This window comes from Gloeocapsopsis sp. IPPAS B-1203 (assembly GCF_002749975.1).
Lineage (GTDB): Bacteria > Cyanobacteriota > Cyanobacteriia > Cyanobacteriales > Chroococcidiopsidaceae > Gloeocapsopsis.
On sequence record NZ_PEIG01000003.1, the window covers coordinates 267,385 to 293,243 of the forward strand.

The 25,859-nt window shown below is 42.0% G+C and carries 18 protein-coding genes; 1 reads left to right on the top strand and 17 read right to left on the bottom strand.

Features of this window, described 5'->3' with window-relative positions:
* Positions 1-8: 8 nt before the first annotated feature.
* The 5 genes from CSQ79_RS07200 to CSQ79_RS07220 form a co-directional block, all read right to left on the bottom strand.
* Complete coding sequence (locus CSQ79_RS07200) at positions 9-1,025, bottom strand: glycosyltransferase family 2 protein (protein ID WP_099700500.1); 1,017 nt, start codon at positions 1,023-1,025, stop codon at positions 9-11.
* Positions 1,026-1,073: 48 nt separating this feature from the next.
* Positions 1,074-2,111, bottom strand: a complete 1,038-nt coding sequence (locus tag CSQ79_RS07205; protein ID WP_099700501.1) for a polysaccharide deacetylase family protein — start codon at positions 2,109-2,111, stop codon at positions 1,074-1,076.
* On the bottom strand, positions 2,108-3,787 hold the full coding sequence (locus CSQ79_RS07210; protein ID WP_099700502.1) for a glycosyltransferase: 1,680 nt from the start codon (positions 3,785-3,787) through the stop codon (positions 2,108-2,110). The genes CSQ79_RS07205 and CSQ79_RS07210 overlap by 4 nt, the downstream gene beginning before the upstream one ends.
* A gap of 61 nt (positions 3,788-3,848) precedes the next feature.
* Positions 3,849-5,075 (bottom strand): glycosyltransferase family 2 protein, encoded by a 1,227-nt coding sequence (locus CSQ79_RS07215; protein ID WP_099700503.1) that lies wholly within the window; start codon positions 5,073-5,075, stop codon positions 3,849-3,851.
* Positions 5,076-5,092: 17 nt separating this feature from the next.
* Complete coding sequence (locus tag CSQ79_RS07220; protein WP_099700504.1) at positions 5,093-6,886, bottom strand: ABC transporter ATP-binding protein; 1,794 nt, start codon at positions 6,884-6,886, stop codon at positions 5,093-5,095.
* A gap of 707 nt (positions 6,887-7,593) precedes the next feature.
* Between CSQ79_RS07220 and CSQ79_RS07225 the strand changes: the two genes are divergently transcribed.
* A complete protein-coding gene (locus CSQ79_RS07225) occupies positions 7,594-8,706 on the top strand; it encodes a hypothetical protein (protein ID WP_289500767.1) in 1,113 nt (370 codons plus the stop codon).
* A gap of 304 nt (positions 8,707-9,010) precedes the next feature.
* Here the strand turns inward: CSQ79_RS07225 and CSQ79_RS07230 are convergent, their stop codons facing one another.
* From CSQ79_RS07230 to CSQ79_RS07285, 12 genes are all read right to left on the bottom strand, one after another.
* A complete protein-coding gene (locus CSQ79_RS07230; protein WP_099700505.1) occupies positions 9,011-10,147 on the bottom strand; it encodes a glycosyltransferase in 1,137 nt (378 codons plus the stop codon).
* A gap of 160 nt (positions 10,148-10,307) precedes the next feature.
* Positions 10,308-11,594, bottom strand: a complete 1,287-nt coding sequence (locus CSQ79_RS07235) for a lipopolysaccharide biosynthesis protein (RefSeq protein ID WP_099700506.1) — start codon at positions 11,592-11,594, stop codon at positions 10,308-10,310.
* Positions 11,594-13,039: a glycosyltransferase family 4 protein gene (locus tag CSQ79_RS07240; protein WP_099700507.1), complete on the bottom strand. Its 1,446-nt coding sequence runs from the start codon at positions 13,037-13,039 to the stop codon at positions 11,594-11,596. The genes CSQ79_RS07235 and CSQ79_RS07240 overlap by 1 nt, the downstream gene beginning before the upstream one ends.
* Positions 13,039-14,016, bottom strand: coding sequence for a glycosyltransferase family 2 protein (locus CSQ79_RS07245; protein WP_099700508.1), 978 nt, complete (start codon positions 14,014-14,016; stop codon positions 13,039-13,041). Before CSQ79_RS07245 ends, CSQ79_RS07240 begins: the two co-directional genes overlap by 1 nt.
* Before the next feature lie 38 nt (positions 14,017-14,054).
* Complete coding sequence (locus tag CSQ79_RS07250; RefSeq protein ID WP_099700509.1) at positions 14,055-15,020, bottom strand: glycosyltransferase family 2 protein; 966 nt, start codon at positions 15,018-15,020, stop codon at positions 14,055-14,057.
* Between the two features lie 55 nt (positions 15,021-15,075).
* Positions 15,076-16,071 (bottom strand): methyltransferase domain-containing protein, encoded by a 996-nt coding sequence (locus tag CSQ79_RS07255; protein WP_099700510.1) that lies wholly within the window; start codon positions 16,069-16,071, stop codon positions 15,076-15,078.
* On the bottom strand, positions 16,068-17,531 hold the full coding sequence (locus tag CSQ79_RS07260; RefSeq protein WP_099700511.1) for an O-antigen ligase family protein: 1,464 nt from the start codon (positions 17,529-17,531) through the stop codon (positions 16,068-16,070). Before CSQ79_RS07260 ends, CSQ79_RS07255 begins: the two co-directional genes overlap by 4 nt.
* Entirely contained in the window at positions 17,518-19,677 is a 2,160-nt protein-coding gene (locus CSQ79_RS07265; protein ID WP_099700512.1) for a GumC family protein, read from the bottom strand. The genes CSQ79_RS07260 and CSQ79_RS07265 overlap by 14 nt, the downstream gene beginning before the upstream one ends.
* A gap of 275 nt (positions 19,678-19,952) precedes the next feature.
* Positions 19,953-21,110: a glycosyltransferase family 4 protein gene (locus CSQ79_RS07270; RefSeq protein WP_099700513.1), complete on the bottom strand. Its 1,158-nt coding sequence runs from the start codon at positions 21,108-21,110 to the stop codon at positions 19,953-19,955.
* Positions 21,111-21,120: 10 nt separating this feature from the next.
* On the bottom strand, positions 21,121-22,362 hold the full coding sequence (locus CSQ79_RS07275) for a glycosyltransferase (protein WP_099700514.1): 1,242 nt from the start codon (positions 22,360-22,362) through the stop codon (positions 21,121-21,123).
* 676 nt (positions 22,363-23,038) lie between these two features.
* Complete coding sequence (locus CSQ79_RS07280) at positions 23,039-25,405, bottom strand: NACHT domain-containing protein (RefSeq protein WP_099700515.1); 2,367 nt, start codon at positions 25,403-25,405, stop codon at positions 23,039-23,041.
* Positions 25,406-25,631: 226 nt separating this feature from the next.
* Entirely contained in the window at positions 25,632-25,850 is a 219-nt protein-coding gene (locus tag CSQ79_RS07285) for a hypothetical protein (protein WP_099700516.1), read from the bottom strand.
* Positions 25,851-25,859: the final 9 nt, after the last annotated feature.

Sequence of the window (25,859 nt, forward strand, 5' to 3'; positions counted from 1 at the left end):
TCTGACGCTCACCAGCTCCATTGACGGACAATATTCACAATTTTGCTATTAGCCCTCTTAGTATTAGCCTTTAGCCAGAGATGAACAGGAGCAGGCGCTATCAGCTTTAATAGTGTTTTCACCCAGTACAAGAGGTAAAAGATCTTCATCTGATACAAGCGGTATAAAATTGGCTGCCGATAAGGCCATAGCGCCTGTTGTAGAGATTCCCAGACTTCGGTGTCTTTAACTCCTTGTTCAGACAAATACTTCTCTAACCAGTTCAAGAAAGTCAGTTGAGCAGAATTCATCTGGGAAAAATGAAATTCCCCTGTTTTTACTGCTACATAGCAACTGGAGTCTGGATGCTGTCGATACCTGTCCCAACAGCCACTTTCGACGAATACAGGTGCCTTGAGACACAGCTTGGCAAAGAATGCTTGATCCTCATGCAAACCTCGGAAGGTCTCGACAAATCCCCCTATGTCTTTTATTGTCTCCCGTCGGATCAGGACGCCACAAGTAGCAGGTGTTTCAGCGTCTTCTCCTTGTAAGAACAAAGCAAGCAGTTGCGGTGGCTGTACTAAAGTATCAGGCTGAACACCAAGTTTTCGTTTGCGATCGCGTTGAACATCTTTAGGTTTCCCTGTCCAGCTGTACCACATCTGAGTAGACCCATAAACCATTGCAGCTTCAGGTTGTGAGTTTAAAATTGCCACTTGTCGCTCTAATTTAGGCGGCAACCAAATGTCATCTGCATCCAAGAAGGCAATATACTTGCCTTTGGCGTTGCTGATACCCAGGTTGCGCGAAGCACTCATGCCGCAATTTTGATGATTGTCGTGTTCTAGATAACGTACTTTCTCAGGATATTGTGTTGCATAGCGTTGGGCAATGGCAGTACTAGCATCAGTTGAACCGTCGTCTACAAGCAACAATTCCCAGCGATCGTAGGTCTGGGCAAACACGCTTTCTATAGCTTCTTGGATGAACTTCTCAGCGTTCAGGAAAATGATAATACCAGAAACCAGTGGCTTGCTACTCATTGCCTTTCCTTCCTACTAAAGTTGTGTCCAGCTACACATATAAGCCATTCAGCCATCAAACCACTCCTTCAATCGACGAGCAAACTCTTCCCCATCCCAGTCCTCAACTACAACACGAGGAAGCTGAAAGCCGTTGGTGTGTGACCAGACAGTCTCAGCATCTGTGGAGCAGGCACAGGTAAATCCGGCTTGGCGAACAAGGGTAGCTGTCTCTGCCGTATAGTTGCCATGAGGATATGCAAAGCTACTCACTGCATGACCTACGATCTTCTCCAACTGGGCTTTACTTTGCAGAATTTCATCTTGTTGCAAAGCCAACGGAAGTGTAGAGAGAAACGGGTGTGTCACCGTATGAGAGCCGATTTCAATCAGTCCTTCTTGTTCTAAGGCGATCGCTTGCGCTACTGAAAGACAGCGGTGAGTTGGGCGGTTCTCTAGCTCGGTACCAGACCATACAAGGAGATCGTCTAGCACTTTTTGGCGATCGCCTGCGCGTAAAAAGCATAGTAGTTGATACACTGAGCGATAGAGAGCATGGCGCTGACTAGGGGTATCCTTGTGTTCAAACTGCCAGCAACAATGGCGTTGATATGCCTCCTCGGTATAATCAGCTGCTTCGCCTAACTTCCATTGGTAGGTATTGCCGTCAATGCTGAGATGAAGCGTTTCTGGTAGTGTCCCAGGTTGCAAAAGTAGCCGTTCTAGTTCGTCCCACCAAAATTCACGCTCGTGCCCAATATAGCCACTAGTCAAGAAAACTGTTGCAGGGATGTCGTAGCCCTCTAGCAGCGGTTTGGCATTGTGGAGATTATCAGCATAACCATCGTCGAAGGTAATGCTGACTGAGCGGTGTGTAAGCTTTCCATCCTGAAGATTCTGAGTTAATTGCTGCAGTGGCATCGGGCAACCGTATTTTTGCAAAACTTCAAGGTGTTCGGCAAAGTGCTGTGGAGTCACACACAGCGACCAAGGGTCCGAGTCCACTTCAGCCACGCGGTGATAAAGTAGGATGAGTCCCCCTGGCTCGAATCTGTTTTTGAGTCGTCTAGCAATCCGCCGCAATTTACTGAGTCCGCATATCCTCACGACGCCACCTCAGGTTTCAGCGCTCTGACTGTGATGATGACTTGATAATTGCGATCGCGGTAGTCTAGTTCTTCTCGATGCAGTTCCTCTGTTGCTAGCCCTTGCAGAAACGCAGTTGCCGCCAGCACATTTCCATAAGTCTCAACATTGACTGCTGTTGGAAAAACCTCCTCGAACAACCGCTGTGCTGACAGGCTGGTGAAACTCCAATACCAAGAATCACCCCACTCGTCGTTGCTGATTTGGCTGATACCTGGAAATGTTACTAGTGCAACTCCACCTGGCTTGAGAATGCGGTAGAGCGTCTTGAGTGCTGCTGGCACATCGTAAATGAGGTGGAGCGTCTGCGTCAGGATACAGCAGTTGAAGGTATTTGAGGGAATATGGTCAGCACAGGTGAGATCGCCGAAGATGGTGGCGTCTGTGTTGGTTTCTGCCACGTGTAGTACATCACTTTTCGTAACGCGATCGCCACCAAACTTGCGAGTATAGGAGTTGTCTCCGATCTCTAGTACACGCCCTTGAATATCATTAGCATGGCTGGCAAGAAAGTTCTCAATGTAGTAGCGGTCAACCGGAAGACCTCGGTCAAAACCAAATTCTTGGCTAATTGGTGTTACTCTTCGCAAGTTACCAAAGCGTACCCATCCCACTGGGGGATAATATTTGTGGTGCTGTTGAGTCCGTAACCAGCGGCGAATATGGACAGGCAATGTTCGCCGTCCTATTGACTTCAAGAGTCCTTTCATTTGTGCCGCCTGATCAGTTTCAACAACTTCTTTCATATGCTTTCTCAGATGCTGAGCAAGTTCCAATAGCCGGTACAAGCGCGGATGTTGATAGGGCCACAGTGCTTTTCGTAGCATCTGCCAGATCTCGTTATCCTTGACTCCTTGCGCGGACAAATACTTTGCTAGCCAATTCAAAAAAACTAGCCGAACGGAATGGTATTGTCCTGCCTTCGTCACCATAGAACTGCAAGAATCAGGGTGCAGTCGATACCTGTCCCAACACTCATTTGCTACAAATACAGTTTCTTTGAGGTACACCTTTGTCAAAAAGGCTTGATCTTCGTACATCTGGTACATACCCCGAAAGTCTTCTTCAAACCCCCCTATCCGTTCCACCACCTCACGGCGTAGTAAAAGATCCGAGGGGCATGGGGCACTAGCTTTTCCTAAGGGATAGCAGGCAGTTAGCAGCGTTGGTGGTTTAAATAAAGTGTCGGGTTGAACACCCAGATCTGGCACAAAGTCGCGTTGAATATCTTCAGGTTTCTCTGTCCAGCTGTACCAATATTGAGTGGACCCGTAAACCATAGCAGCCTCAGGCTGTGAATCCAGGATTGCGACTTGCCGTTCCAATTTGTGGGGCAACCACACATCATCAGCATCCAAGAAGGCAATATATTTACCTCTGGCATTGCGAATACCCAAGTTGCGCGTCGCACTCATACCACGATTTTGATGATTATCGTGCTCTAAATAGCGCACTTTTGGGTGTCGTGTTGCATAGTGCTGGGCAGTGGCAGTACTACTGTCAGTTGAGCCATCGTCTACTAGCAAAAGTTCCCAGTGGTCATAAGTCTGAGCAAATACGCTCTCTATGGCTTCTTGAATGAACTTCTCAGCGTTTAAGAAAATCACGATCGCCGAGACTAATGGTTTGCTGTTCATTTGATTTCCCTGCTACTAGCATTAAACGTGAGGTGTAGAATCTCCCAGAGGATAAAAGCGCTCATGAGCATTGCCTCCGGATTTGTTCAATACGTGCTAAGGAGCGGGAATATTCTCCCAAAAGCCCAACAACACCCCCCCACAGTTCCGCTAAAACTATGTCTGGGGGCAAGATATAACGACCTACCAAACTTTTCAGCAGGCGGCGCAACTGATCCTTAAACCACCAGCCAACGATACGGCGCAGCTTGGAGCGTTGGGATGGATCACTTTGATAAGACTTGACTACAAAAGCCATAAAGCCCATACCCCAACTTTGACAATATTGGTGGCGCAGTTTTTTATATTCTTGACGATGTTGGTGAAATACTAAATATTGAGGTTCATATACCAGTGGGTAGCCTGCCCGAATTACTCGATAAAAAATATCTAAGTCACCGCCGCCTGGAAGAGGGAATCCTGTATCAAGAGCCTCATCGAATCCGCCTAATTTCTGTAAAACCTCTCGGCGAAATGCCATATTACATCCATTTCCAAACATTCCGGCTCCGCAAGGGTACATGTAATAGCCAGGTAAGGTTTGTCCATAACGGATTTTCTCAAAACCATTACGAAAGCCCCCATTTTGTTCTGCTAGAATTTGCGCTTTTGTGGTCAATTCGTAAGGTAAAACTTGTCCTGTGAAAGCAGCTGCATCTGGATTTTCTACCCATGCTTCCATCAGTCCATCCAGCCATCTCCGGTCTACCGTTACATCATCATCAACAAAGGCTAAAATTTCGCTAGTTGCTTCGTGCAAAGCTCGATTGCGAGCAAAGTCTAAACCTGGTTTAGGTTCTCGAACGTAGCGCACACTTGGCAGTGAGGCGACCAATTCTTGGGTTTGTTCATTAGTAGGAGCATTATCAATAACTAAAATTTCAAAGCAATAAGAAGCTCTTGATATAGGCTGTTTTAAGTTCAGTAAAGATTTTAAGCAGCGAGCCAGGTTTTTAGGACGATCCTTAGTACAGATAGCAACTGTTAGTGAGGGCAAATGAGTCGCAGTCGCAGGAGAAACTAGTTCTTCTCGGATACTTTCCTGAAGTAGTTTTGTTCCGACTTCTCGGCTGATTAATTGAGCTAATTCTTCAGGGGTAAGCACACTTTTTGCTGGTAGTGCTTTCATCAAAAAGCCAATTAGTCTATCTTTGCGCCGCAGGATCAAAGCGATACCTGTATCGCTCTCAGGAACGCAGATGGTAGGTAGGGGTTGTGTAACTTCGATTTCAGTAATGGTATAGGGCATATGAGACACACTTGGTCTTAAGTCAGCACACTGCGGTATTGCAGGTGGTAGAGTTTGGCAAACATGCCATTGAGTTTTAACAAATGCTGTAAGTTACCTTGTTCGACGACTCGTCCCTCATCCAACACCACAATCTGATCGGCTTGTTCTATCGTCGATAAGCGATGGGCGATCGCAATTACTGTACGATCCTGACTAAAGGTGTTGATTGCCTTCTGAATTAGATGCTCCGAGACACTATCAAGCGCATTAGTAGCTTCATCTAAAATCAGAATTTCTGGGTTGCGTAAAATGGCACGCGCTAAGGCAATACGCTGTCGCTGTCCGCCTGAAAGGCGAATCCCCTGATCCCCTACTTGGGTATCGTAGCCTTGAGGTAGATTGCTGATAAATTCCTGGGCATGGGCTTGTCTAGCTGCTGCTATAATTTCGGCTTCTGTCGCCTCTAATCGACCATAAGCGATGTTCTCCCGCACAGTTGCATTGAAAATATGAATATCCTGACTAACAATGGCAATGCGGCTACGCCAGTCAGTAAGATTAAGCTGACGCAACGGGCAATCATCTACATAAATCTCTCCCTCCGTAACGTCGTAGAATCGGCAGATTAGGCTAATCAGTGTGGATTTACCTGCACCTGAAGAACCCACTAAGGCAGTAGTTTTAGCTCGTGGAATTTGGATGGAAACGTTACGCAATGCAGATTTATCCAGGGGGTTGTAGCAAAAGGAAACAGATTCAAAATAAATGGCTTGCTTCAGACCTTTGAAGGAAGTTCGACCAGAGCGAATATATGGTTTATCTGAACAGTCTAGAAAGGACATGACATCCTCTACAGAAGGTATCAAAGCATTCAGACCAACTCGGGCACTATCTAACTGCTTCACCTTGGGTTGTAGACGATAGAGAATAAAGATAAAAGTTAGCAAGGTCGGTAGGGTAGCTCGGTCTTGAAGAAGTGCGATGACTAGAATGCATAGCAGTAGAGCAGCAGAGAGAACTTCAGACAGCGGCTCTATAGTCGCGTAAAGCTGATCGAGCTTCATAGAAGTATTACGCACCTGCGCTGATGCTTGGTCAAAACGCTTCTGCTCGTAAGATTCTTGACCAAAAGCCCGAATGAGCCTCATACCATAAAACCCTTCGAGCATTCGGTTGGCAAGATGATCATTCGCTTGCACTGCCTGTTTCCCCAGCTGCTTTGCTTGGCGTGACACTTGCTGGATACTGAACGAAATTAGTATCAGGGCTACTGCAACCAATAAAGTTAGTTGCCAAGAGACAAGCAGTAGCAGCATGACAAAAACAAAAATTGTACAGGTACTGATAACGAGGTCAACCAAGAGTGACAGGGCATCACAGGCTCGCCAGGTTTCAGTGGCTAGTGTGTTCAGCAGTTTACCTGATTGATTAGAATCTAAAAAGCTGTAGCTTACTTTCAGTAGTTGCTTAAAAACACTGGAGCGTAATCGATAACTAATATGTGAGTAGAGCCAAGAAAAAAGAATCGCATTGCTGTAGGAAAGGCAATTTTTGAGAAGAACACTACTGAATATGCCTAAGGGAATAATTAAAAGACGATGATTGGACGGAACGTAAATAAATAATTGATTGAGAAAATTTAATAATAAATTGCTGCTGACTGATTGAGAAGTTGTTTGCTCCAAACTTTGAAGAAAAGGGATAAATAAACTAATTCCCAATCCTTCCGACAGAGAAGACAATAGCCCTAAGATGATGATTAATGGAATTACCCAAGGATAAGGCTTGAGCAGTGGTAGCAGTTGTCTAATTGTCTGTGCCTCTTTCATTGAGAATAACCTTCCGTATGAGGTGGAAGGGAATTAATTTGTTCCACTATATACAAATGCTGTTTAGCAACTCAGATATCTTTGCTGAATGAAAGTATTGAGCTTGGTATCTTGTAGAATTTGCTTTTACGCATTTCTTGAGAGCTTATAGCTGGTGGTAATTCTTAACCTCTGCTAGGTACAAGATAGCCACTCACTCTGGTGATTCGCCAATGATGTTGCAAATACTTACCTATAAGAGACTTTGCAACTTGCTCGCTTCTCTCGAGGCTATCACTGTGAAAATACTTATTTTTTTTCAGTCTTCATAACTGTTTTTTAGCTTTATTCATTTTCTTTAACTTTCACCTACTTTAGTTTAAGTATGCAAATGACCTGTTTGCGATCGCGTATATGAATAGGTATAAGTTATCTGACTACAGTACAAAAACTCGTAAAAGTAGATCTGCAAGACCAATCATTAATGGATCATTACTTATTTAGCACTACCCACAGCCAGGTCATAGCAACATGATCGTAAAATCACCAAACTAAAATTCACCTGTGCAGAATTTACTGAATTATACTGAAGTACTTCAAGTGACAACGAAAATATAATTTAATCACTAGTTCACAGAAACTAACTTTTGTGAGCATACCCTAGTTGTTTTCAAGTAATGTTAGAAATTATGTACATTATTTGTTGCTCAGGAATAAAGAAGCTTCTATTGCCTAGCAAAAGTGCACTTGTTCTGAGTATAACGGTTGGTATTGGTGTTGGAAATTATTCAACAATAGCTGCTAACAAAACCGCTAACTTTAACTCCAATATCGGTACTAGTGATAGTACCATCCTTGCTACCAATAAGCTACGTCCTACACGGAATAAGTGGCTGTGGCCTTTTGCATCCACATCTCCTTGGAATATGCCTATTGGCTCAAACGCACGCTACGTGCCAGCAAACATTCAGAAGGCAGAATGGGTATCGGCGGATGTGGAATACTTGTATAAGCTCAAAGCTGACAATCCTGTGCGGTCGGTCTATATCCCTGGCGCCTGGGGACCCGGACGTTGCACGGGAACTTCCCCTCAAGGAACGCTACAGCTTCCTGATGATCTAATCGTTCCAGATGCTACTAGATACAGTACGCCTAACAATGCGGCTGCTTTCCTCTTACCTGATGGGAAAACGCTCGTACAGCTTAACCCGCTTACACGTTGTACTGCGGGAGGAAATGTGTACGGATGGCGTACTGAGGACGTCAGTATCTACGGAGATGGGTTACGTGGAGGTCGCGGAGGATCTGGTCTTTCAAGTATCGGTGGCTCAATTCGTCTAGGCGAACTCACGGGTACTAAACCTATTCGTCATGCATTGAAAATAAACCTTTGGGCAAACAAATATTTACACTATTCCTCATCTAATCCAGGATATCGCTGGCCAGCAGATCGCGCTGATAGCTATGCTGCCCAGCACTACAAAGGTACTAATCCTAAACTTGTGATGGGGACACTGCTAGCAATCCCACCAAATGTGACAAGAGCAAGCCTTGGTCTTCAGACACCCGCTGGACGAAAACTCTTCCACGCACTCCAAAATTATGGAGGTTACGTTGTTGATGATTCTGCTGGGGATGCACACTACTTATCGATGGAAAAGGGAGTCTTGGAGGAGTTCCGTGCTACCTTTGGCTATGAATTTTATGGTACAAGTGGAACTTTTTACAACGACCTTACGAAGCTGTTCAAAGCGCTTTACATCATTGACAATAATGGACCAAATAGTGTCGGAGGCGGTGGTACACCACGAGTTTCTATGGCACCGCCAATCGGAAATTGAGACGCATATAGCTGATCAGGATGAGTATAAAAAGGCTGGGCGTGACCAGCGATTGACCACCTTAAGAATATTACTCTAGGTTATATCTTGCACCAAGCCTTGCGAATGGAATTCGCGGCTATACAAACTCTTTCCGCCGGCGCGGACTAACGAAAAATCGAGGTGTTTGTAACCTGCCTACGCAGGTTTTGTCTGATTAGCTGCGGTTGAAACCGCTAAGTGCAAGATGTGAATCTAGTAAATCTTGTGAAAGCCTAGCCAACTTAGAATTTTGGTGACGAGCGCAGCTTTCAAGGTGAGAGATTTACTTAGCAACGCCTGCTTCAAAAACAAACTTTGGAATACGTAGTGTGTCTAAGTATTTTTGGCAGACAGATTCTAGATTAAATTGGTCTAGCCAACCTGCATCAACAGGCTTGGAGCTACCAGATAATACACTCAAAATTGCCTCGGCCATAGCTTTGCTATCACCTACTGGTACTAGCCATCCATACTTGCCATTAGCAAGAACCTCAGCAGGACCACTTTGGCAATCAGTAGAGATTACAGGTGTTCCCACAGCCATAGCTTCAACAATTACGTTACCAAAACCCTCCCAAGCTGAAGACAAAGCTAGCACCTTTGCTTTAGCCATATAAGAATATGGATTTTGCACAAAGCCAAGCATAGTTACATCATTTTCTAAACCTAATTTAGCTATTAGGTTATTGAGATTCTGCTGCTCGCTTCCTTGTCCTAAAATCATTAGCCGGCATGGGCGTACTTTTCGTACCTGAGCAAAAGCTTGAATCAGCATAGGAAAGTCTTTTTGTGGCACTAATCTGCCCACTCCTATGATGACTGGCGGCTCTCCAGGTTTAAACCAAGAGTGCTCTACAGATTCTTGAGATTTTTTACCCAAATTAGGAGTCACTATTGGGTTATAAATAACCTCTATACGCTTCTTTGGCATACCAGTAATTTGTACTAAATCTGCAGCTACGCCTTGTGATACAGCTATAATCTTATGAGCCCAAGGATACAATAGCTTGGCAAAAAGAGGTGCACGGTGAACTCTGCCTGTTGACATTTTTGCATCTAACGAAAGGTTACTGTCTTCACGCACAACAATCTGCGTAGAGGAAAATGTAAGTAATTTTGCTACCAAAGCAGCTTCGATACATGGATGCAAACTGACAACCATGATCGAAGGTTTCTCATTTCTCAGGTAACGCATTAGTTGAGGAATACCGTGTCGAAATGGCTTTGGTGCATTCAAGTCAACGATTCTGACTTCTGATGGAACTTGTGGCAAGTAAGGTCCTGTGACGCTGTTAAGCACGAGATCGATTTTCAATCCTTGCCGGATAAAGTATTGCATCAAGTTGACTAAAACTCGCTCTGCCCCGCCACCATGAAGCTGATATATGTAAAACGCAACGTGAGTTTGATTTTTATGCATAGTAGAGTGTTGAAGTTAAATTAAGTTATAAAGGTGAATATAATACGCCTTTTGCCTAACACAATTCTTTTGCTTAAACGAGATATGAACAACTAACTTTAGGCAAATTTATAGTTCTAAATCAGTTATTTAAAGTTTTTCTATTGTTCAAAATAATGTTTTATAATTTCAATTTCTTATAAAAATTTGGCAGTAAAGTAAATCTACTAAATACTAGTTTAATTGCCAATATATTAAATATAACTGAAAGCAAAATATGAATCATCAGTGCCGTTAGAGATAACCAAAATATACCCCATCTCACTGAGATTAGTAAGAATGCTATAAAGATTACAGTATAGATGACATCGTAGGAGAGAGTAATGCGAGTTTTATCCACTGCATTTAAGAGCATAGAAGAAGCATCCTTAAAGGTACGAGGAATAACAGACAGACAAACCAATATCAACACAGGAATTGCTGCTGTCCACTTTTGACCAAAGATAATTGGCACGTAAATTGGTGCTAAAACTGACTGTAAAATCACAAGTGAGACTATAAATGTAGCAATTGTTTTTACACTTTTAAAATAGCGCTCCTTCAAATATTCATAGTTATTGCGTACAGCACAAATGTGAGGGTATAAAGCCAAAGTAAAGTTATAGGATATGTTCATTGTAATTCCAGAACCAGCATTGAAGGCGAAATAGTAAAGTCCTAATTCATTAATACCTAAAAACTTTCCAACTATTAAATAATCTAAGTGCATTCTTAGCTTATTTAATAAGTCAATGCCGATCAAATCTTTGCCAAATTTTACGATTTCTTGCCACTGTTTAAAAGTGAGATGTTTAGGAGGTCGCCAAGGATGATTTCTCCAGTTGATAATAATCCATACTGGAGTGGATAGCAGCATAGCCCAAACTATAGCCCAGACTCCCATACCCAAAAGAGCGAAAGTGACAATAATAATATTGCTAATTAATGCTTGAGTTGCATTACATATTGCTGTAACCTTTAATCGGTTTTCACGTTCTACTAGAGCAGAATTTACCAAAAATAAAGGAAACATTATATAGACTAAGGCAATAGTGCAGAGAGGCAAAACAAGATTACTATTGTTATAAAAGTAGGCAATAGGAAAAGCCGCAAGGCACTGAATCACAAAAATTGAGATACACAGAATCCAATTCAACCAGTAGGATGTATCTGATACAGTTTTGACATCCTCTTCCTTAGTCTGAATAATCTTGGCTCCTATACCATGTCTGAGGGTGAAGACAGTAGCAAATTCATAAATTGTGTAAATCACTGCCGTTAGTCCGTAATCTTCGGTACTGAACGTACGAGCTAGGGTAACTGTTGTTCCTAAGCGAAAGATCCGATTGACTAGCTCTGCTCCACCCAGCCAGCCAACATTACGAATAAATTCTCCGGATAATATCTGCTTTAGCCTATTGACTACCATTAGGAAAAATTAGTACTGTTACTTCTTTGTCTGTATTGGGTCAAGAGAACATTACGTAGTTGTTGGCCAATTACTTCAGGTGAAAAGCAACTCTCAGCACGGTAGCGAGCATGTTGACCTAACTCTCGACTCCAAGCTTCATCGTCCAAAACTCGACCAATTGCTGATGCTAGTGCTGTAGCATCACCACGCGGGACGACTATTCCACCAGCAGCCTCATCCCCTGCCAAAATGTCGGGTACGCCAGGAGCGTCAGCAGCTACCACAGGCAAGCCACAGGACATGGCTTCGATTGGCGCGACAGGAAAACCTTCTTGTCGAGATGGGAGAGTATAAACATCGGCTGCGCAGAGGTATTGCTGAATTATGGTGCGATCGCTGACAAACTCGTTTAGCCATTGCACGCCCTTTAACTGCATGGTGCTAAGGTGCTGGCGAAATTGATTAGCATCACTACCTGTTCCCACTAGTAGCAGGCGCAAGTCTTTATCGGGGCGACTGTCGCAAATTTGTTTCCAAGCCTTCAACAAAATATCTAGTCCTTTGCGCTCGATCTCAACTCGTCCGTGCCACACAACAACCTTAGCGTCAAGGGGAATATCAAGTTCTGCCCGTGCTTTGCTGCGGTCAATAGCTTGCCATGATGCTAAATCTAGTGGGTTGAAAATTTGAGCTATTTTGCTAGACGATATGCCGTAACGCGCGCGCACTCGCTCAATCTCAGTTTTGGTTGGGATAATTACACTCGTGCATAAACGAAACGATAGATATCGCAGCGGCACTTCAACAAAGCTATGAGTTTGAGCGCTTCCTTGAAAAGTTGCGAACACTGGTAGGCGCATCAACTGCCCCAAAAGCACACAAGTGTCAAAGCGAGCATATTCATATTCTTGACATAGGATAGCTTGACAGTTCTCGCGCTCTAGTTCGCGTGCTAATACAGCTAGTGGCGTTGATAAGTAAGTTCCCAGGCTCTTAGCTAGTTCCTTAATAATTGTCAGGAACGAATGGCGGGTCTGATTTTCATCCTGAATATCCTTAAAGGATGGAGCCTCGCTTCCTCCGTAAGCATTCAGCGACTTACGCCGTACAGCACGGTAGGCATGATAAATCTTAGCAGCAGGCAGCACGCAAATCTTGGTTCCAGTAGGCAGATGAATAAAGCGTGATGGTTGGTCAATCCGCGCTGAAATGCAAAACAGTACTGTCCGTACTCCGCTTTGTTTTAAAGCATTAACGTAGCCAAACATCCAGCTACCGACAAATTCTTTACAGAAAGTCTCGAATGAAATGTTGATGCTATCTAAAAAATCATCAATCAGATCGTAACAGTGGAGTAAAGCGATCGCTGGTTCTGGAGAACTATTAGCATCAGAAAGTCGGACTGTAGGTTCATGTATATCGCTTTGCTCAGTTTGCTCTAATGTAGAACGTTTTTTCATCATTAAACTCTAGGAGCGCTAATAGTAATTTGTTTTCTCACCCAATACAAGAAATAATTAGCAACTTGTGGTGGAAAAATTCGTTTCAACAACAATTTGAATGCTAATTTTTGGATTGTTTTATCTAGTAAAGTTGCAGGTTGTATGCGAATTGCTGATAATAAGTGTTGCTGAGCTTGGCTAATTGCACCGCTATCAGTGCGATGTTGTAAATATAAGCTGGCAGAATACTTATGAAAGTTAGTGAGGGTATAGCGTTTAAGATATTGCAGTTCTGGAGGAGCTGCTTGATATGCTTTTTCCATTGCAACTATAGCTTCTTTTTTCATCACCTCAACTTTAGATGACATCGAGCTAGGAGAGCGACGATAGAAAATTTGCTGCTTAGGCACGACAATAAAGTGCCAACGAGCAGCTAGCCGTAACCAATAGTCCCAGTCTGCACAGCCAGCACAAGCAGGATCGAACTTTCCTACCGAATCAATTGCTTGCCTGCGAATCAATGTATTTGAGCCACTGTGAACAAAATCACTGACTAACAGCTTTTCATAAACATTACCCGTAAAAGAATATGGGGGTGATGGGCGAAACGATAAAGCTTCTCCCTGTTCGTCCACGTCCATGAAACAAGTCCAGCTATAAGCAACACCTACTTGTGGATTCTTCTCTAGGGCTGCTACTTGTAACTCTAATTTATCTGGTGTCCACAAATCATCAGCGTCGAGAAAGGCAATAAACTCTCCAATGGCGTTAGATATACCGCGATTGCGAGCTATACACACTCCACTATTCTCATAGGAGAAAACTTTTAGGCGATCGTCTTTGATACTCTGAACTAATTCTAAAGTTCTATCCTTTGAGCCATCATTAATAACAATTAACTCAAAATCCTGAAAAGTTTGTTGCTGAACAGTTGCTATTGTTTTCCTAATAGTTTGTTCAGCATTATAAGCTGGAATAATAACAGAAATCAGTGTCATATATTGCTCAAGTCTAATAAACTATTAAAATTCTGCTTTTATTGTCCAATACTTAGTGGAAGCCTACGTAAGTTATTGATAAGTGTTAATGTTTTATTGTAACCATTTAGCCCCAGGCATCTGATTAAGCCAATACTGATAGTCAAGTTGATAAAAGATTGAAAGAAAAGTAGGCGAGGAGAGTTGACAAATGCTAACTTCCAGTAATGACTGACCAGTTTGTAATCTTGATTTTTAGCTTGTAATACTTTCCAAGCTAAAAAGAGATTTGTTAAACCGTAGCTGCGTTTTTTTAAAAATTGTAAGTTTGCTGGAACAGAATTAAATGTTTTTTCGATTACTTTATAAAAATTTTGTTCCATTGCTTGCAAATTTTTAGAGCCATTGTTTAAGTGTTGGCGATAATAAACTAAAGGTTCTTTTATGACTGCGAAAGGATAGCTAGAGGCAATCCGCAGCCACATATCCCAGTCTTCAACCCAAGAACCTAAATTGCGATCAAATACTCCCACTTTTTCAAAGCAGGAACGGCGTACCATAGCTACGCTTCCGCAACCGACGATATTAAATTCAGTTAGTTTTTTCCAAACGTTACCTTCTGCTAAACTTGCGAAGACTCTTCCTGTGGGTTTGCCGTTTGGATCGGCTACAACTGTCCACGTGTAAACTAAACCTACATCGGGGTTGCTTTGGAGCGATTGCACTTGCTTTTCTAGCTTGGTCGGTTTCCAAAGATCGTCAGCATCCAGAAAGGCTAAATATTCTCCTTGAGCATGAGCAATTCCAGTATTTCTTGCTGCAGCTAAGCCTCGATTTTCTTGGGAAATCAGCTTAACTCGTGGATCGGTAATTTGGGCAGCCCAGCGCTCAATTTCATCAGTGCTACCATCATTAACAATGATCGTTTCAAAGTCATCAAATGTTTGTTTGAGGAGACTGTCTAACGTCTCTGGAAGGTAATTCATTGCATTGTATGCGGGAATTATAACAGATACTTGCGGCATACTAAAAACTTTTTTACTTATTAAAAATTGCCTTGATTCTAAGATAGTAAGAATTCTAGAAAGAACTTGACTGCGTCCCTTTATATTGGGTAAGTAGCTGGCGATCGCTCAGAATGCGATCGCTCTTTCTTCCCATAAAGTAATATGATGATGCAGCATCAAATGTACCAGGTTGATTAATTAAATAATAGTCGAAATATTTCAACCAAAATGACGTTATTCTTGCAAAAGCTTTGACTAACATTCTTGCTTTATGTCCCTTGACAAAACTCAAAAGAAAGTATTGATATGACCAAGCTAGTGCCATTGCTGAACCACAAGCAGCACCACTACAAACTTCTTCAAATTTTTTGAACAAACGACGATGTCCTAAATGAGTGAAGCGAGTAAAATCATATTTACCCAAATGTACTTGTTGTATAAATGGAGTTTCTGAATAAACTAATCCATCATCTTTTAGTACTCGATGAATTTCTTCCACGCAACGATTCGGATCTACAACGTGTTCGAGTACAGCTTGTATAATTACACCGTCAAACGAATTATCATCAAAGGGAATGTCATGCGCGTCAGATATTAAAGCAGTACGAGAACCAAAACAAACGTCGCTTTCGACAAATTCAATTTCAGGAAAGGACAAGAGTGCGTCCATTCCCTCACCCAGGACACTACCACCAATTACGAGAACTCTAGATTTCATATTTTGTTGCAATAACATCTGGGCAAATTTTTTGTAATTCTGTTTGCCTTTGAGATTTTCTCCGATACTGGGAATCAAGTTGATCAGGATTCGTTCTTGTTTGGATTTCGGTTTAAGTTTGATACTTTCAGTATTTATAAAGTCAGCGATCGCGAATACGCTGTCCGAATCGTCAATCAAAATAGGTATTCCATCAATTATAGGAAACTCAGATTTGCATTGGAAATTCTTGCATTTAAAAGAGCGATCGCTCAATGTTAATTTAGATTTACAGACTGGACACTGAAGCAGTTTTTGTGTATCCTCTGTTAATTTCAATATAGTATCTACCGATTTAAGATTAGTATTCATACCTTAGTTCCTCTACTATTGATTGCCACCAAATTATTTGCAGGCTGTTGATTCCAATTCCAACCAGCAACCGCAAAAACGCTCCACCAGTAAAAAAAGAAAGGAGTGTGTCTCCAGATATTATCAGTAGCCATTGCTACAAGCATAGATATCAAAATAGCTAATAAAATAAAGCACAAGTTTCGTTGTGGACTGTTTTGGGGTGTAGTCCGCAGTAAGTAAACAAGTCGAATAAATTGAGCGCCAAGAAAGGCAAGAAAAGCTATTAGACCCACAATTCCTTCTTCTACTAACGCCCGAATGTAATCATTATGGGCATAATTATGAAAGACACTCAGGTAATGGCTAGTTGACAAGCCATGACCTAAAAACGGAGAATTTTGCCAAGACTGTAGCAGAAAAGTCCATTGGGCAAGCCGCCAATTAAAACTATTTAGATCTGTGCGCGACAGCAAAATTGCTCGCGACACATCTATGTTAGGGTTAAAAAGAGGCGTGTTAGCAAAGGTGTTGAGGCGTTCTTGACCAAACGGTGTACTAATAAATAGCCCTAGGACTATTACAAGTAAAAGTATTCCAGCGATCGCATTTTTTAACTTCAACTGAGAGGCAGTTGCAACTAAAACAAACGTCCCAAGCATAGCTAAGCCAGATAAAGATTTGCTACCCACAAAGACAAAAACAAGTAAGCCAAGTAAAATTAGCAAAGGCAAACTTCGCTTTGTTAATTTCAACTTCCAATAAGTCAAACCAATGAATAGTAACAAGTAAGTTGCTAAGCCACTTGGATGACCCAAAGTCCCCTTAATTCTGTTTGCTCCTTCTACTGAATATAAACCGCTTACGTTTTCAGTTGATAGCAAGGGCGGTAGAAGCGAACTAGGCACGAACATCTGCAATAGCGCTACTGTAACAGGTACAATGAGTGACACAAATAGCAATGATATTATCTTGTTGGGAGCGACTCTCCCCTGAAGTTGCATCACCAATAAGTAAAACGCCAACCACGAAAATATTCGCACCCATTCGCGGATACTGTCTGGCAGAACTGAGGCATCAAGTCCCAATCCGCCTAAAGGTAAGAGTATTACCCATAAGCCTTGTAGCGCTACCCAGCCAGCGAAGAACCACCAAAAGCGATCAGTTTGCACACTCTGGTGTGTTAGCAACTGTACAGTTACATAGAGCAAAGTTAAGGCATCAACTCCAATAGCAAATGCAGCTGGGATCTGCTGAGCAGAGAAAATATCAAGAGAACTGCGTAGAATCAGCAAGCCTAGTACTGCTCGCTCGAAGTCTGCAAAAAAATAGATAACTGCAACTACTGCAACTATAGCTAAACCCAAGTAAAGCGGTTGAGCGCCTGCGAGAAATCCTGCAACTATACCTACTGCCACACCTCCGATACTGACCCAGAAAGCTAAACGTGAGGAAGGCAGTTTGAGATCACTGATCAACATTTTCTAGTACTCTTCGCTCGTAATTTTGGTGTTCTAGAGGCTGGTAATCCTTGACCGGATAGCGGTAGTATTTTTCTGTCTGTGAATTTATTCCATTTAGAGTAATTCCTAAAATAGGTACTTGATTATTAGTTAAGTCGGAAACTACTTGTACCAGCGTGTCTTTTCGCGTGAAGTTTGGACGTGTAACCAAGAGTAAACCATCGCTGTTGTGACTTAAAGCGATCGCATCAACAGAGCTTGTCACTGATGGAGTATCTATAATAACTAAGTCATACTGAGCAGCCGCTTCAGCCAGCAAAGTCTGCATTCGGGCTGAATCTGAAAACCGTGAGGGATTAGCATGTGGTTTACCACAACCTAATACCCAGAGATTCTTGATGGTTGTCTGCTGTACTGCTTTAGCCAGGGTAACACGACCATCGATCGCATCTGTCAGCCCTGATCGAGCAACTAAATTAAATAGTTTTTGCTGTGTAGGACAGTGTAAATTGGTATCAATAAGTAAAGTTCGACGAGATGACATTGCTGCTACGGCAGCTAGATGCGAGGCAACAATAGACTTTCCCTCTCCAGGCTGGGCGCTACTAATAACGAAGACCTGTAGGTGTTTATCGCTGCGAAATTGTATTGTCCAGAGGAGTTTACGATAAGGCTCAACTAATCCTGAATTATTTAGAAATTCGGAGTTCTCCACATTCAGCGAAGAGTCGGGTAGCAGGGGTAACACCCCAATGATGGGTAGCTTTACTAGCTTGCCAACTTCAGTAGCATTGCGTAGTGTGCCATCTAAAAAATCTAGCAGCACTACAACGCCAACTGCCAGAAACATACCAGCTAGCGTAGCTACGATCAGCACAACTGGTTTATTAGGCCAGTTAGGGTTTACGGGTGGTGAAGCCGTGTCGATTATACTGATATTGCTAGCTAGTTGAACCTCAGCAATCCGCGCTTCTTCTAATTTTTTTTGCAACAAATCGACAGAGGTGGCAATGTCTTGGCGCTGACGAGTTAAGGCATTTAGGGCTTGTTCTTTGGTTGGAAGACGATTAACACGAGCCTGCAATTGTGCTTTGGCATTTTGCACTTGAGCTAGTTTAGCTTCAAGTCCTGCCTTTTCAATCTCACTCAAGATAACTTTTGTCGCCAGATCCTGGCTAACCGGATCAGATGCTATATCAGCAGAACTGTTAATTGAATTGTTTTGAGGCGACAGCTTAGACAGGTTTTGAGTGTATAGGGTGCGGGTAGCATCCCGCTGTTCGATGAGCTTAATTAGGGTTGGATTGTTGTCTGTAAAGCGCTTACGAGCGATCGCTACTTGCGACTCCAGGTCTGCTAACTTAGCACGTAATTGCTTGAGTTCTTCATCTTGACCAGCGCGCACCATTGCGTAGGCGTTTTCGAGTGTGTCAGCGTCTGTTGTTTGCCGCAGCGAGTTGTTACGCACCATTGCATCTTGCAGTTGAGTAGATAAGGCTAGTTCTTGTCGATCTAAATCTGCAAGACTTGTAACTAAATTTTGTGTTTGAGCGCTATCATTACCTTCAGAATCAGAAATAGAGACAATACCTTGAGATTGTTTGTATTGTGCAATCGCTGCTTCAGCGGAGGCAAGTTGCGATCGCTTTTTAGGAAGTTCAGTTTCCAAAAATTCTCGTGCTGAGCGAGCTTGAGAGCGAATTGCTTCGGCATTTTCCTTCACCATTGCCCCTGCAACTGCATTAAGCACGCTAGAAGTCAATACAGGATTTTGACTTTTATAGCTTATTTGCAAAATGTTAGTAGCGGGAATAGTGGTGACTTGCAAGTCGTCTTTGAGTGTTTCAGTTTTAGGAACATCATTTACTCCCTTTAGGGAGACTTGGGTTACAGCTTGCACTAAAACTCGTTCCGAGCGAGCTAATTCTGCTTGAGTTGCAATTGGATTAGATTGCCCTATTTCAGAAAGTTGAGTGAGATCGCGACCAATGTCAGAAACGCTTAACTGCTTGTCGTTTAGCATGACTCGCACTGACGTTTCATACTTAGGTGGTGTGACAACAAGGTAGACGAGTGAACCGCAAATAACAGAGATAAAGGTAAATATAGCAGGCCAGCGATGCTGCTTAAAGACTGATTTTAAGGAAGATATACTCTCTTGCATCACTAATAAAAATTGTATTTTTTATACCAAAGTTAGAAAAAATATACTGATTTAATCGAAATAAAATCTAGTTGTATAATTGCTCGATTCAAACAAGTTGATTTTGATATCGCGCCTGCTCTATAAAATGTACAACCATAGGTTTGAAATCAGTCACATTAACTAAACCTTTATTAGAGTAATTGTTCTTAATACACATGTGTGTTTTTTAACATAATTTATCTCGTTGGTATGTTTCTTGGGGTTATGTTTGGACTTTAAGATAGAAGCATTAGTTAATCCGTTTGCACTTTAAGTTGTGGCTCAAGTTTGTTAGACGAAGCATAAAGGCTGGTGTACAACCTCAAAGTTTCAGTGGTAATGTAATTCCAGTTATATTTTGCTTGGATATAGCTTTGTGCATTCTTGACCATCAGCTTCAGGTTCTGAGAATTATGAATTGCCCAGTTCAAACTATGAATAAAGGATTCTAAATTTCCCGACTGGAAGAGCATTCCCCGCCCTTCAGCTAAGAGTTGCTGATGGGGTGGAATATCGCTAGCTAGCACTGGAACTCCTTCTTGCATTGCTTCTAGCATTGCCAAAGGTAGCCCTTCCAACTCAGAAGGAAGTACAAATAGCCCTGCCCCGCGAACAATCTCTGCCAAACGGCTGCCATGAAGTTCGCCTGTGAACACGATATCTGTACTCTTGGCTACTATCTCAACTAACTTTGAGACGAATTGATTTGTATCGCTAACACCGCCAGCAAGAACGAGTTTCCATTCCAATGGTTTAAGAGCTTGAAAAGCTTTAATTAGTAGATCGGGGCGTTTTTCAGGGACTAGTCTGCCAAGAAACAGAATGTAGCGCTTTTGCTCTAAACCTAGCGATGTGCCATAAGAGAAATCAGGATCTGAGTTGGGAAATTTTGCCGGAGCATTGGGGATATAAGTTGTTTCTCTACTATAAGTTTGCGTAAAGTAAGAACGCAGATCTTCTGAGACAACAACTAGGCGATCGGCGCACCTTACAGCAGTTTTCTCCCCAAGCTGTAGTAGCTGGGAGGAAGCTTTACTCCACTTGGCTCGTTGCCAGTCTAATCCATGACAGGTAACAACAACTTTTGTAGAAGTAAATTTTGGTAGCCAGCTAAACAAACTCGGACCCAAGGCATGAAAGTGAACGATATCGTAGTCCATTCTGCTAGAAGCAACTCCTGCAATTGCAGAACAAAGTAACGCATCTACTCCTTTAAACTTTACAGAAGGTATAGGAAATACCCGAATGCCTTGAACATCATAATGGTGCAATGATTCAGAGTATGAGGAGCGGGCGAATAAGTCCACAGAGTGATTTTGCTTGACTATACGAGAGTAGAGTTCTTGGCAATGATGCTCAATACCACCCTGCTTAGCTGGTAAACCTTTCGCACCAATTACAGCAATTTTCATTATTAAAAGGTTATGTGAAACTTGTAAAACAGTTTTGGACTCTAGAACTGAGGTTTTGCTGCTCCCAGTAGTGCCACATATCTCTGTAGACAGCACCTACTACAGCACTAGCACTGTAAGGCTCAGCAGCTCGGACACAAGCCTCGATGGGATAATTGTCTGGATGTAGTAGTACTTTACGCAAGGCATCTGCGATCGCATCTGGGGTACGTTCTTCACAAACAATCCCGCTGTTAGCAGAAAGTAGATTTGGTGTTTCACCAGATCTAGTCGTGACTATAGGTGTGCCGCAAGCGAGTGCTTCGAGGACTACAAACGGTAGACCCTCAAAGGCACTGGTTAAGACGAAAACACTACAAACCCTTTGTAAATGCGCAAGTTCTTTTTGAGCTACCGGACCAAGCATCGTTACCTGCTTGGATAGATCGAGGCGGACAATTTCAGCACGCACCTCATTCTCTAAACTTCCCTCACCCGCTATGATTAGGTGTGCATTTGGTTCGTTTAAAACAGCTATCGAGCGCACCAAAAGCACAGGGTCTTTCTGGGGATGCAAACGACCAGCAAATAAAATAAAACGTTTATCCTCAGGTAAACCTAACTGCCTGGCGAGGTTACGCCTTCGCTCTTCACGTTCGTCCAAGGTTAACGGGTAAAAAATCTCATTATCTACTGTATTTTTAAGGAAGGATACGCGATCAGCAATCGCTGGGTAATGCTGTTGGTAGTATTCTACCGATGCAGTATTACAAGATAGAATATGACTAAACTGCCCCACAAGTATACGTTCTAGGGCAAAATAAGCTGCTGGGAAACGTTGCCAAAGGATTGCATTGTTTTTGCCCGACGAAGGCTCCACTTGCTTCTGAACATCATTTTGAACGAAAAGGGTTTTCTCTCCCTGCCAACGAAGAGTTGCTATAGTTGGTTCAATTCTGTAAAAGTGCATAAAGTCGGAAGCAAAACAACGACCAAAAAGAGCAGCAGTATACTTGAGTGTGGTCGGTATCCGGTTACTGAAGTTATCTTTCTGCACCTTAATTAGCGGCATGAAGTGTAGTACTTTACCTGCTATTTCGCCTTCTCGCCACTTACCTGTAGGCAAGTGTGGGTCTTCTTCTGTACCCACCAGTCGCAACTCAAACTCAGGCGGAGCGTATTTGATAAACGTGAGTATTATTGTTTGAATCCCACCAATAGTAGGACTCCAAGGATTAAACTGGTAAAAAATAGTTAAAACAGGTTTGCGCATGAATATAGAGCGTCAAGTCTGCTAATTACTTGAATAGAGAGCTTGTTCTTGGTGTTAAAGTATCTATTTACAAGTATGCAAACAGCCTATTTGCGATCGCGTCTAAGAATGTGAATGACTTGATGTACAATTTGTGTGATTTGTTTGTTTTTTGTTTGAGTTGAGCAATTCTTAAGTACCGATTAGCTTCAGGGGAGCTTTCACTTGCGCTCCACAAAATGTTTCATGGCGAGTTATGAAACATACATTAAGGTAAGATGCTGCTGGCAATACAATCGACTTTATATTAAGTAATAAAAGAGATAAGCAGCCAAAAAACACTTAGTAAGGCTTGAGAAAAGCGAATCACACTCAGCTTCCAAGAGTCATGAATATAGGTAAAATATTACTTATTTGATAGTTGTTGATAAAGTAAAACCAGAAGGCAATTTAACTAAAAGTTGTATGCTTATGGCAAAATGAACCTTTAAATAAGGTAGTAAACCAAAACTATCAATTTATTAAAAGATGAGTTAATCTTGGGTGAGAATACAAATTATTTTATATAACTATATAAAAGGATGGATAGATACGCGCCTAAAAATCTTAATATTGCGAAGTTTACCTCTATCGCTTGCAAAAAAATCTAATAACTTCTTCCACAAACTTAAGAAAAAAACAGTGTATTTAGAGTAGTTCAAACAAGCCCCAATTTTAAGTACTTTGATTTGGTATTTCTTAACAATTTTCTACTCTCAGTTAAAGGCAACAACAAAGTTTTTTCAATCTGTTGTCGCACAGTAGAACTGATTTCACCACTGCTCTTTAAGCAATATAGTAGTAAATGTTGGATAGCATAGTATTGATGAAGTGCTTGTTTTTGTTGCTCATTAAACTCCCATTGATAACCGACATTGCGATACCAAATTATCTGGGACTTTAATTGATTAACCCAAGTTTGACCATGAGCATTCCACCACTCTTTTAGTTTATCGTCATCTTGGTTGAATGTAGATATTTGATTTTTAAGTTCTTGTAGTAGAAGTTTCAATTTGGAGTGACAAATAAGCGCTAAATCATGGGGAAGGGCAGAATTTAGGGCAAGAATTTGTTCAGAAGAAGGATTGTCGGGGAGAGCTAAAATTAAGGAAAGCATGCGGATCGTAGCTAGATCCAAAGCTAATTCAGGAGCAAGATTACTGGCAAGTTTTGTATCAATAGCAAGTGCAAGAGATAAATCACGGGCTAAAGAAAGTTCGCTGCAAAGATCCAATGTCAGATAGAAAGCACGAATTGCTGCAGGTTTGTAAGGTGCTTCAATTGAAAGAGATTTTTGGTGAACCCAAACCAGAAACTGATGCAATTTTTCATCAGATGCCATTAGTTCCTCACTATATTGCTGCATTGATTGCATCAAAGCGTCTGTATCTTCCAGCATTTCCACTATCAGTAGAAAAACTTCGCGCCAGCGAGGCTTGCTCATGTGGACAGTCAACTGTATAAGGTTCTTATTGAGTTGTTCTGGTTCAAAGCTAGCGACAATGTTTCTTGCTGTTAAATACTCTTGAAATGTGAGATGGGAAAAAGAGTAAATTCCTTGTGCTTGCTCTACTAGTATTCCATGCTGTGCTAACAGTGACCTTAACACTGCCTCGCTCATCAGTTGTAATTCTTCAATATCATCTGGAGTATTTGGTAAAGTGCGCAGATAGTCTTTGATGTAGCGTAAGAGATTACATTGCGTAAAAAAGTAATGTCCTTGTTCAAAGGTGATGATAGCGATCTGACTCAGCAGTTTGATCTTGTGCAGCAAAGGCAGGTGATAATAGAAACTGCTATCTCGTTTAACCCCCCTCACTTCATCCCAGCGAACTAACAAAACGTCTAATGCTTGTTTGTATACTTTAGAGCGTTTAGCCGAGAAGTCTAACCCCGCTTGAAACATGGAGCAAAGCAAGTGAAGTAAAAGCGGTGTTTTAGCAAGTTCGCGAATTGGCTGATTTTCTGGTAGCAGAAGTTTCTGTATGAACTGAGTTGCTGTAGATTCTTCTTGTCTAAAGCTATTGTTGGCGTTGACAAACCACTTCTGAGTAAAGGCTTCAATTTGTGAAAAGCTAAAATCAGCCATTTCAACATCAGTAAATTCCTCAAACCAGTAGTGCTGGGCAGCAATTCGACATGTGATTATGAAATGATTTTTGTCGTACTTCTCAGACAACTTGCGAATTTGTTTTTGAACCTCTGCTTTGTCTTCCTCTGGAACTTCATCTAACCCATCCAACAAAATTAAAGCTTTACCGCTATCGAGCAAAGTTTCAACTTGTTGAGCTGAAACATCAATTTTACCCAACTCCTGGCTGATATAGTCCAATAAATTATAGTTTTGAATTTCGTTAGCATCCTCGGCAAAGTTTTGCAGTCGGATAAAGAGAGGAAATCGATTTGCTAGTAATTCACCCTGATTGCATTTGATCGCAATCTGCCGCAATAGGATAGTTTTTCCAGAGCCAGGTTTACCCAGAATCATCAGCTTAGAAGAGGTTGCAACTGCCTGCATTGCTGAAATTCGTTTCTGGTAGGCTTGACTGCAACTATAGCGATTCAGTTTTTCAACGTGAAGGCAATGTAACTGTGATGCATCTAACCATCTTTCGTTGGTTTTGTCTAATACATCAGCGCTGACGTAGACATCGTTTAGCTCAATTGATTGAGCAGTATCTAATAAACGTATAACACCACACTGAGCGTGAATCTTGTCGTAACGACGCGATCGCACTGTTTGTAACAAAGTATCAATATGCGATTGATGTTGTTCCTCTTCGACTATCGATGTGTTATCACTTGGAAGAATGGCAATTTCTTGCCAATCTAGATCTAGACGAAAGCAAATTTCTAGAAAGACCCGTCGCTCAATCGGTTTACCTGTAAAAAACTTCCAAATTGGTTGACGAGTTTCAATGCCTACCTCACACGCTAAATCTTCTTGCGTCCATCCTGTGCGTTTAAACGCTCTTTTCGCTTTTTCGATACCTGTTACAGATGCTTGTAGCGATCGCCGTGCCATATGCTATTCAAGTAGTTTATTTCAAAAAGGTGATGAAATGATGTGCCTGATATCGCTTGCAAATACTGTTTATGTTTAATCGAGCGCAATGTAACTTGACCTTTGGTCGTTGACCAATCAAATTATTAGGTAAAATTGAGGCTGCACGATTGTTTTGCAAAGTCTTAATCTCAGTAAAAGCAGCCTAGTCAAGATTTTCGTGCTTTGTAAACAACCTACAGAATAACTATTCCTGTTGTGAGTTAAGATCCACAACTTCTGCTGCAGACTTTTGTAGCGATGCGACGATATACTGGCTCACTTCTCGCTTAGACAAAGAACACTGCTGGAATTGCGCTACTATTGGATGTCCTCGACTTAAGTCAGATTGACGACAAGACAAATAACATTCGTCTAGCTTGTACTGAGTTAGGACAGGTAACTTTGTGACTCCATATTCAAACATATTTTTTTA

Excerpts from the sequence above, each read along its gene's own strand:
- CSQ79_RS07220 (WP_099700504.1), bottom strand. The coding sequence starts at position 6,886 with ATGAAAGAGGCACAGACAATTAGACAACTGCTACCACTGCTCAAGCCT.
- CSQ79_RS07245 (WP_099700508.1), bottom strand. The coding sequence starts at position 14,016 with ATGACACTGATTTCTGTTATTATTCCAGCTTATAATGCTGAACAAACT.
- CSQ79_RS07240 (WP_099700507.1), bottom strand. The coding sequence starts at position 13,039 with ATGATGAAAAAACGTTCTACATTAGAGCAAACTGAGCAAAGCGATATA.
- CSQ79_RS07265 (WP_099700512.1), bottom strand. The coding sequence starts at position 19,677 with ATGCAAGAGAGTATATCTTCCTTAAAATCAGTCTTTAAGCAGCATCGC.
- CSQ79_RS07230 (WP_099700505.1), bottom strand. The coding sequence starts at position 10,147 with ATGCATAAAAATCAAACTCACGTTGCGTTTTACATATATCAGCTTCAT.
- CSQ79_RS07250 (WP_099700509.1), bottom strand. The coding sequence starts at position 15,020 with ATGCCGCAAGTATCTGTTATAATTCCCGCATACAATGCAATGAATTAC.
- CSQ79_RS07215 (WP_099700503.1), bottom strand. The coding sequence starts at position 5,075 with ATGCCCTATACCATTACTGAAATCGAAGTTACACAACCCCTACCTACC.
- CSQ79_RS07285 (WP_099700516.1), bottom strand. The coding sequence starts at position 25,850 with ATGTTTGAATATGGAGTCACAAAGTTACCTGTCCTAACTCAGTACAAG.
- CSQ79_RS07270 (WP_099700513.1), bottom strand. The coding sequence starts at position 21,110 with ATGAAAATTGCTGTAATTGGTGCGAAAGGTTTACCAGCTAAGCAGGGT.
- CSQ79_RS07260 (WP_099700511.1), bottom strand. The coding sequence starts at position 17,531 with ATGTTGATCAGTGATCTCAAACTGCCTTCCTCACGTTTAGCTTTCTGG.
- CSQ79_RS07235 (WP_099700506.1), bottom strand. The coding sequence starts at position 11,594 with ATGGTAGTCAATAGGCTAAAGCAGATATTATCCGGAGAATTTATTCGT.
- CSQ79_RS07275 (WP_099700514.1), bottom strand. The coding sequence starts at position 22,362 with ATGCGCAAACCTGTTTTAACTATTTTTTACCAGTTTAATCCTTGGAGT.
- CSQ79_RS07255 (WP_099700510.1), bottom strand. The coding sequence starts at position 16,071 with ATGAATACTAATCTTAAATCGGTAGATACTATATTGAAATTAACAGAG.
- CSQ79_RS07210 (WP_099700502.1), bottom strand. The coding sequence starts at position 3,787 with ATGAACAGCAAACCATTAGTCTCGGCGATCGTGATTTTCTTAAACGCT.
- CSQ79_RS07200 (WP_099700500.1), bottom strand. The coding sequence starts at position 1,025 with ATGAGTAGCAAGCCACTGGTTTCTGGTATTATCATTTTCCTGAACGCT.
- CSQ79_RS07280 (WP_099700515.1), bottom strand. The coding sequence starts at position 25,405 with ATGGCACGGCGATCGCTACAAGCATCTGTAACAGGTATCGAAAAAGCG.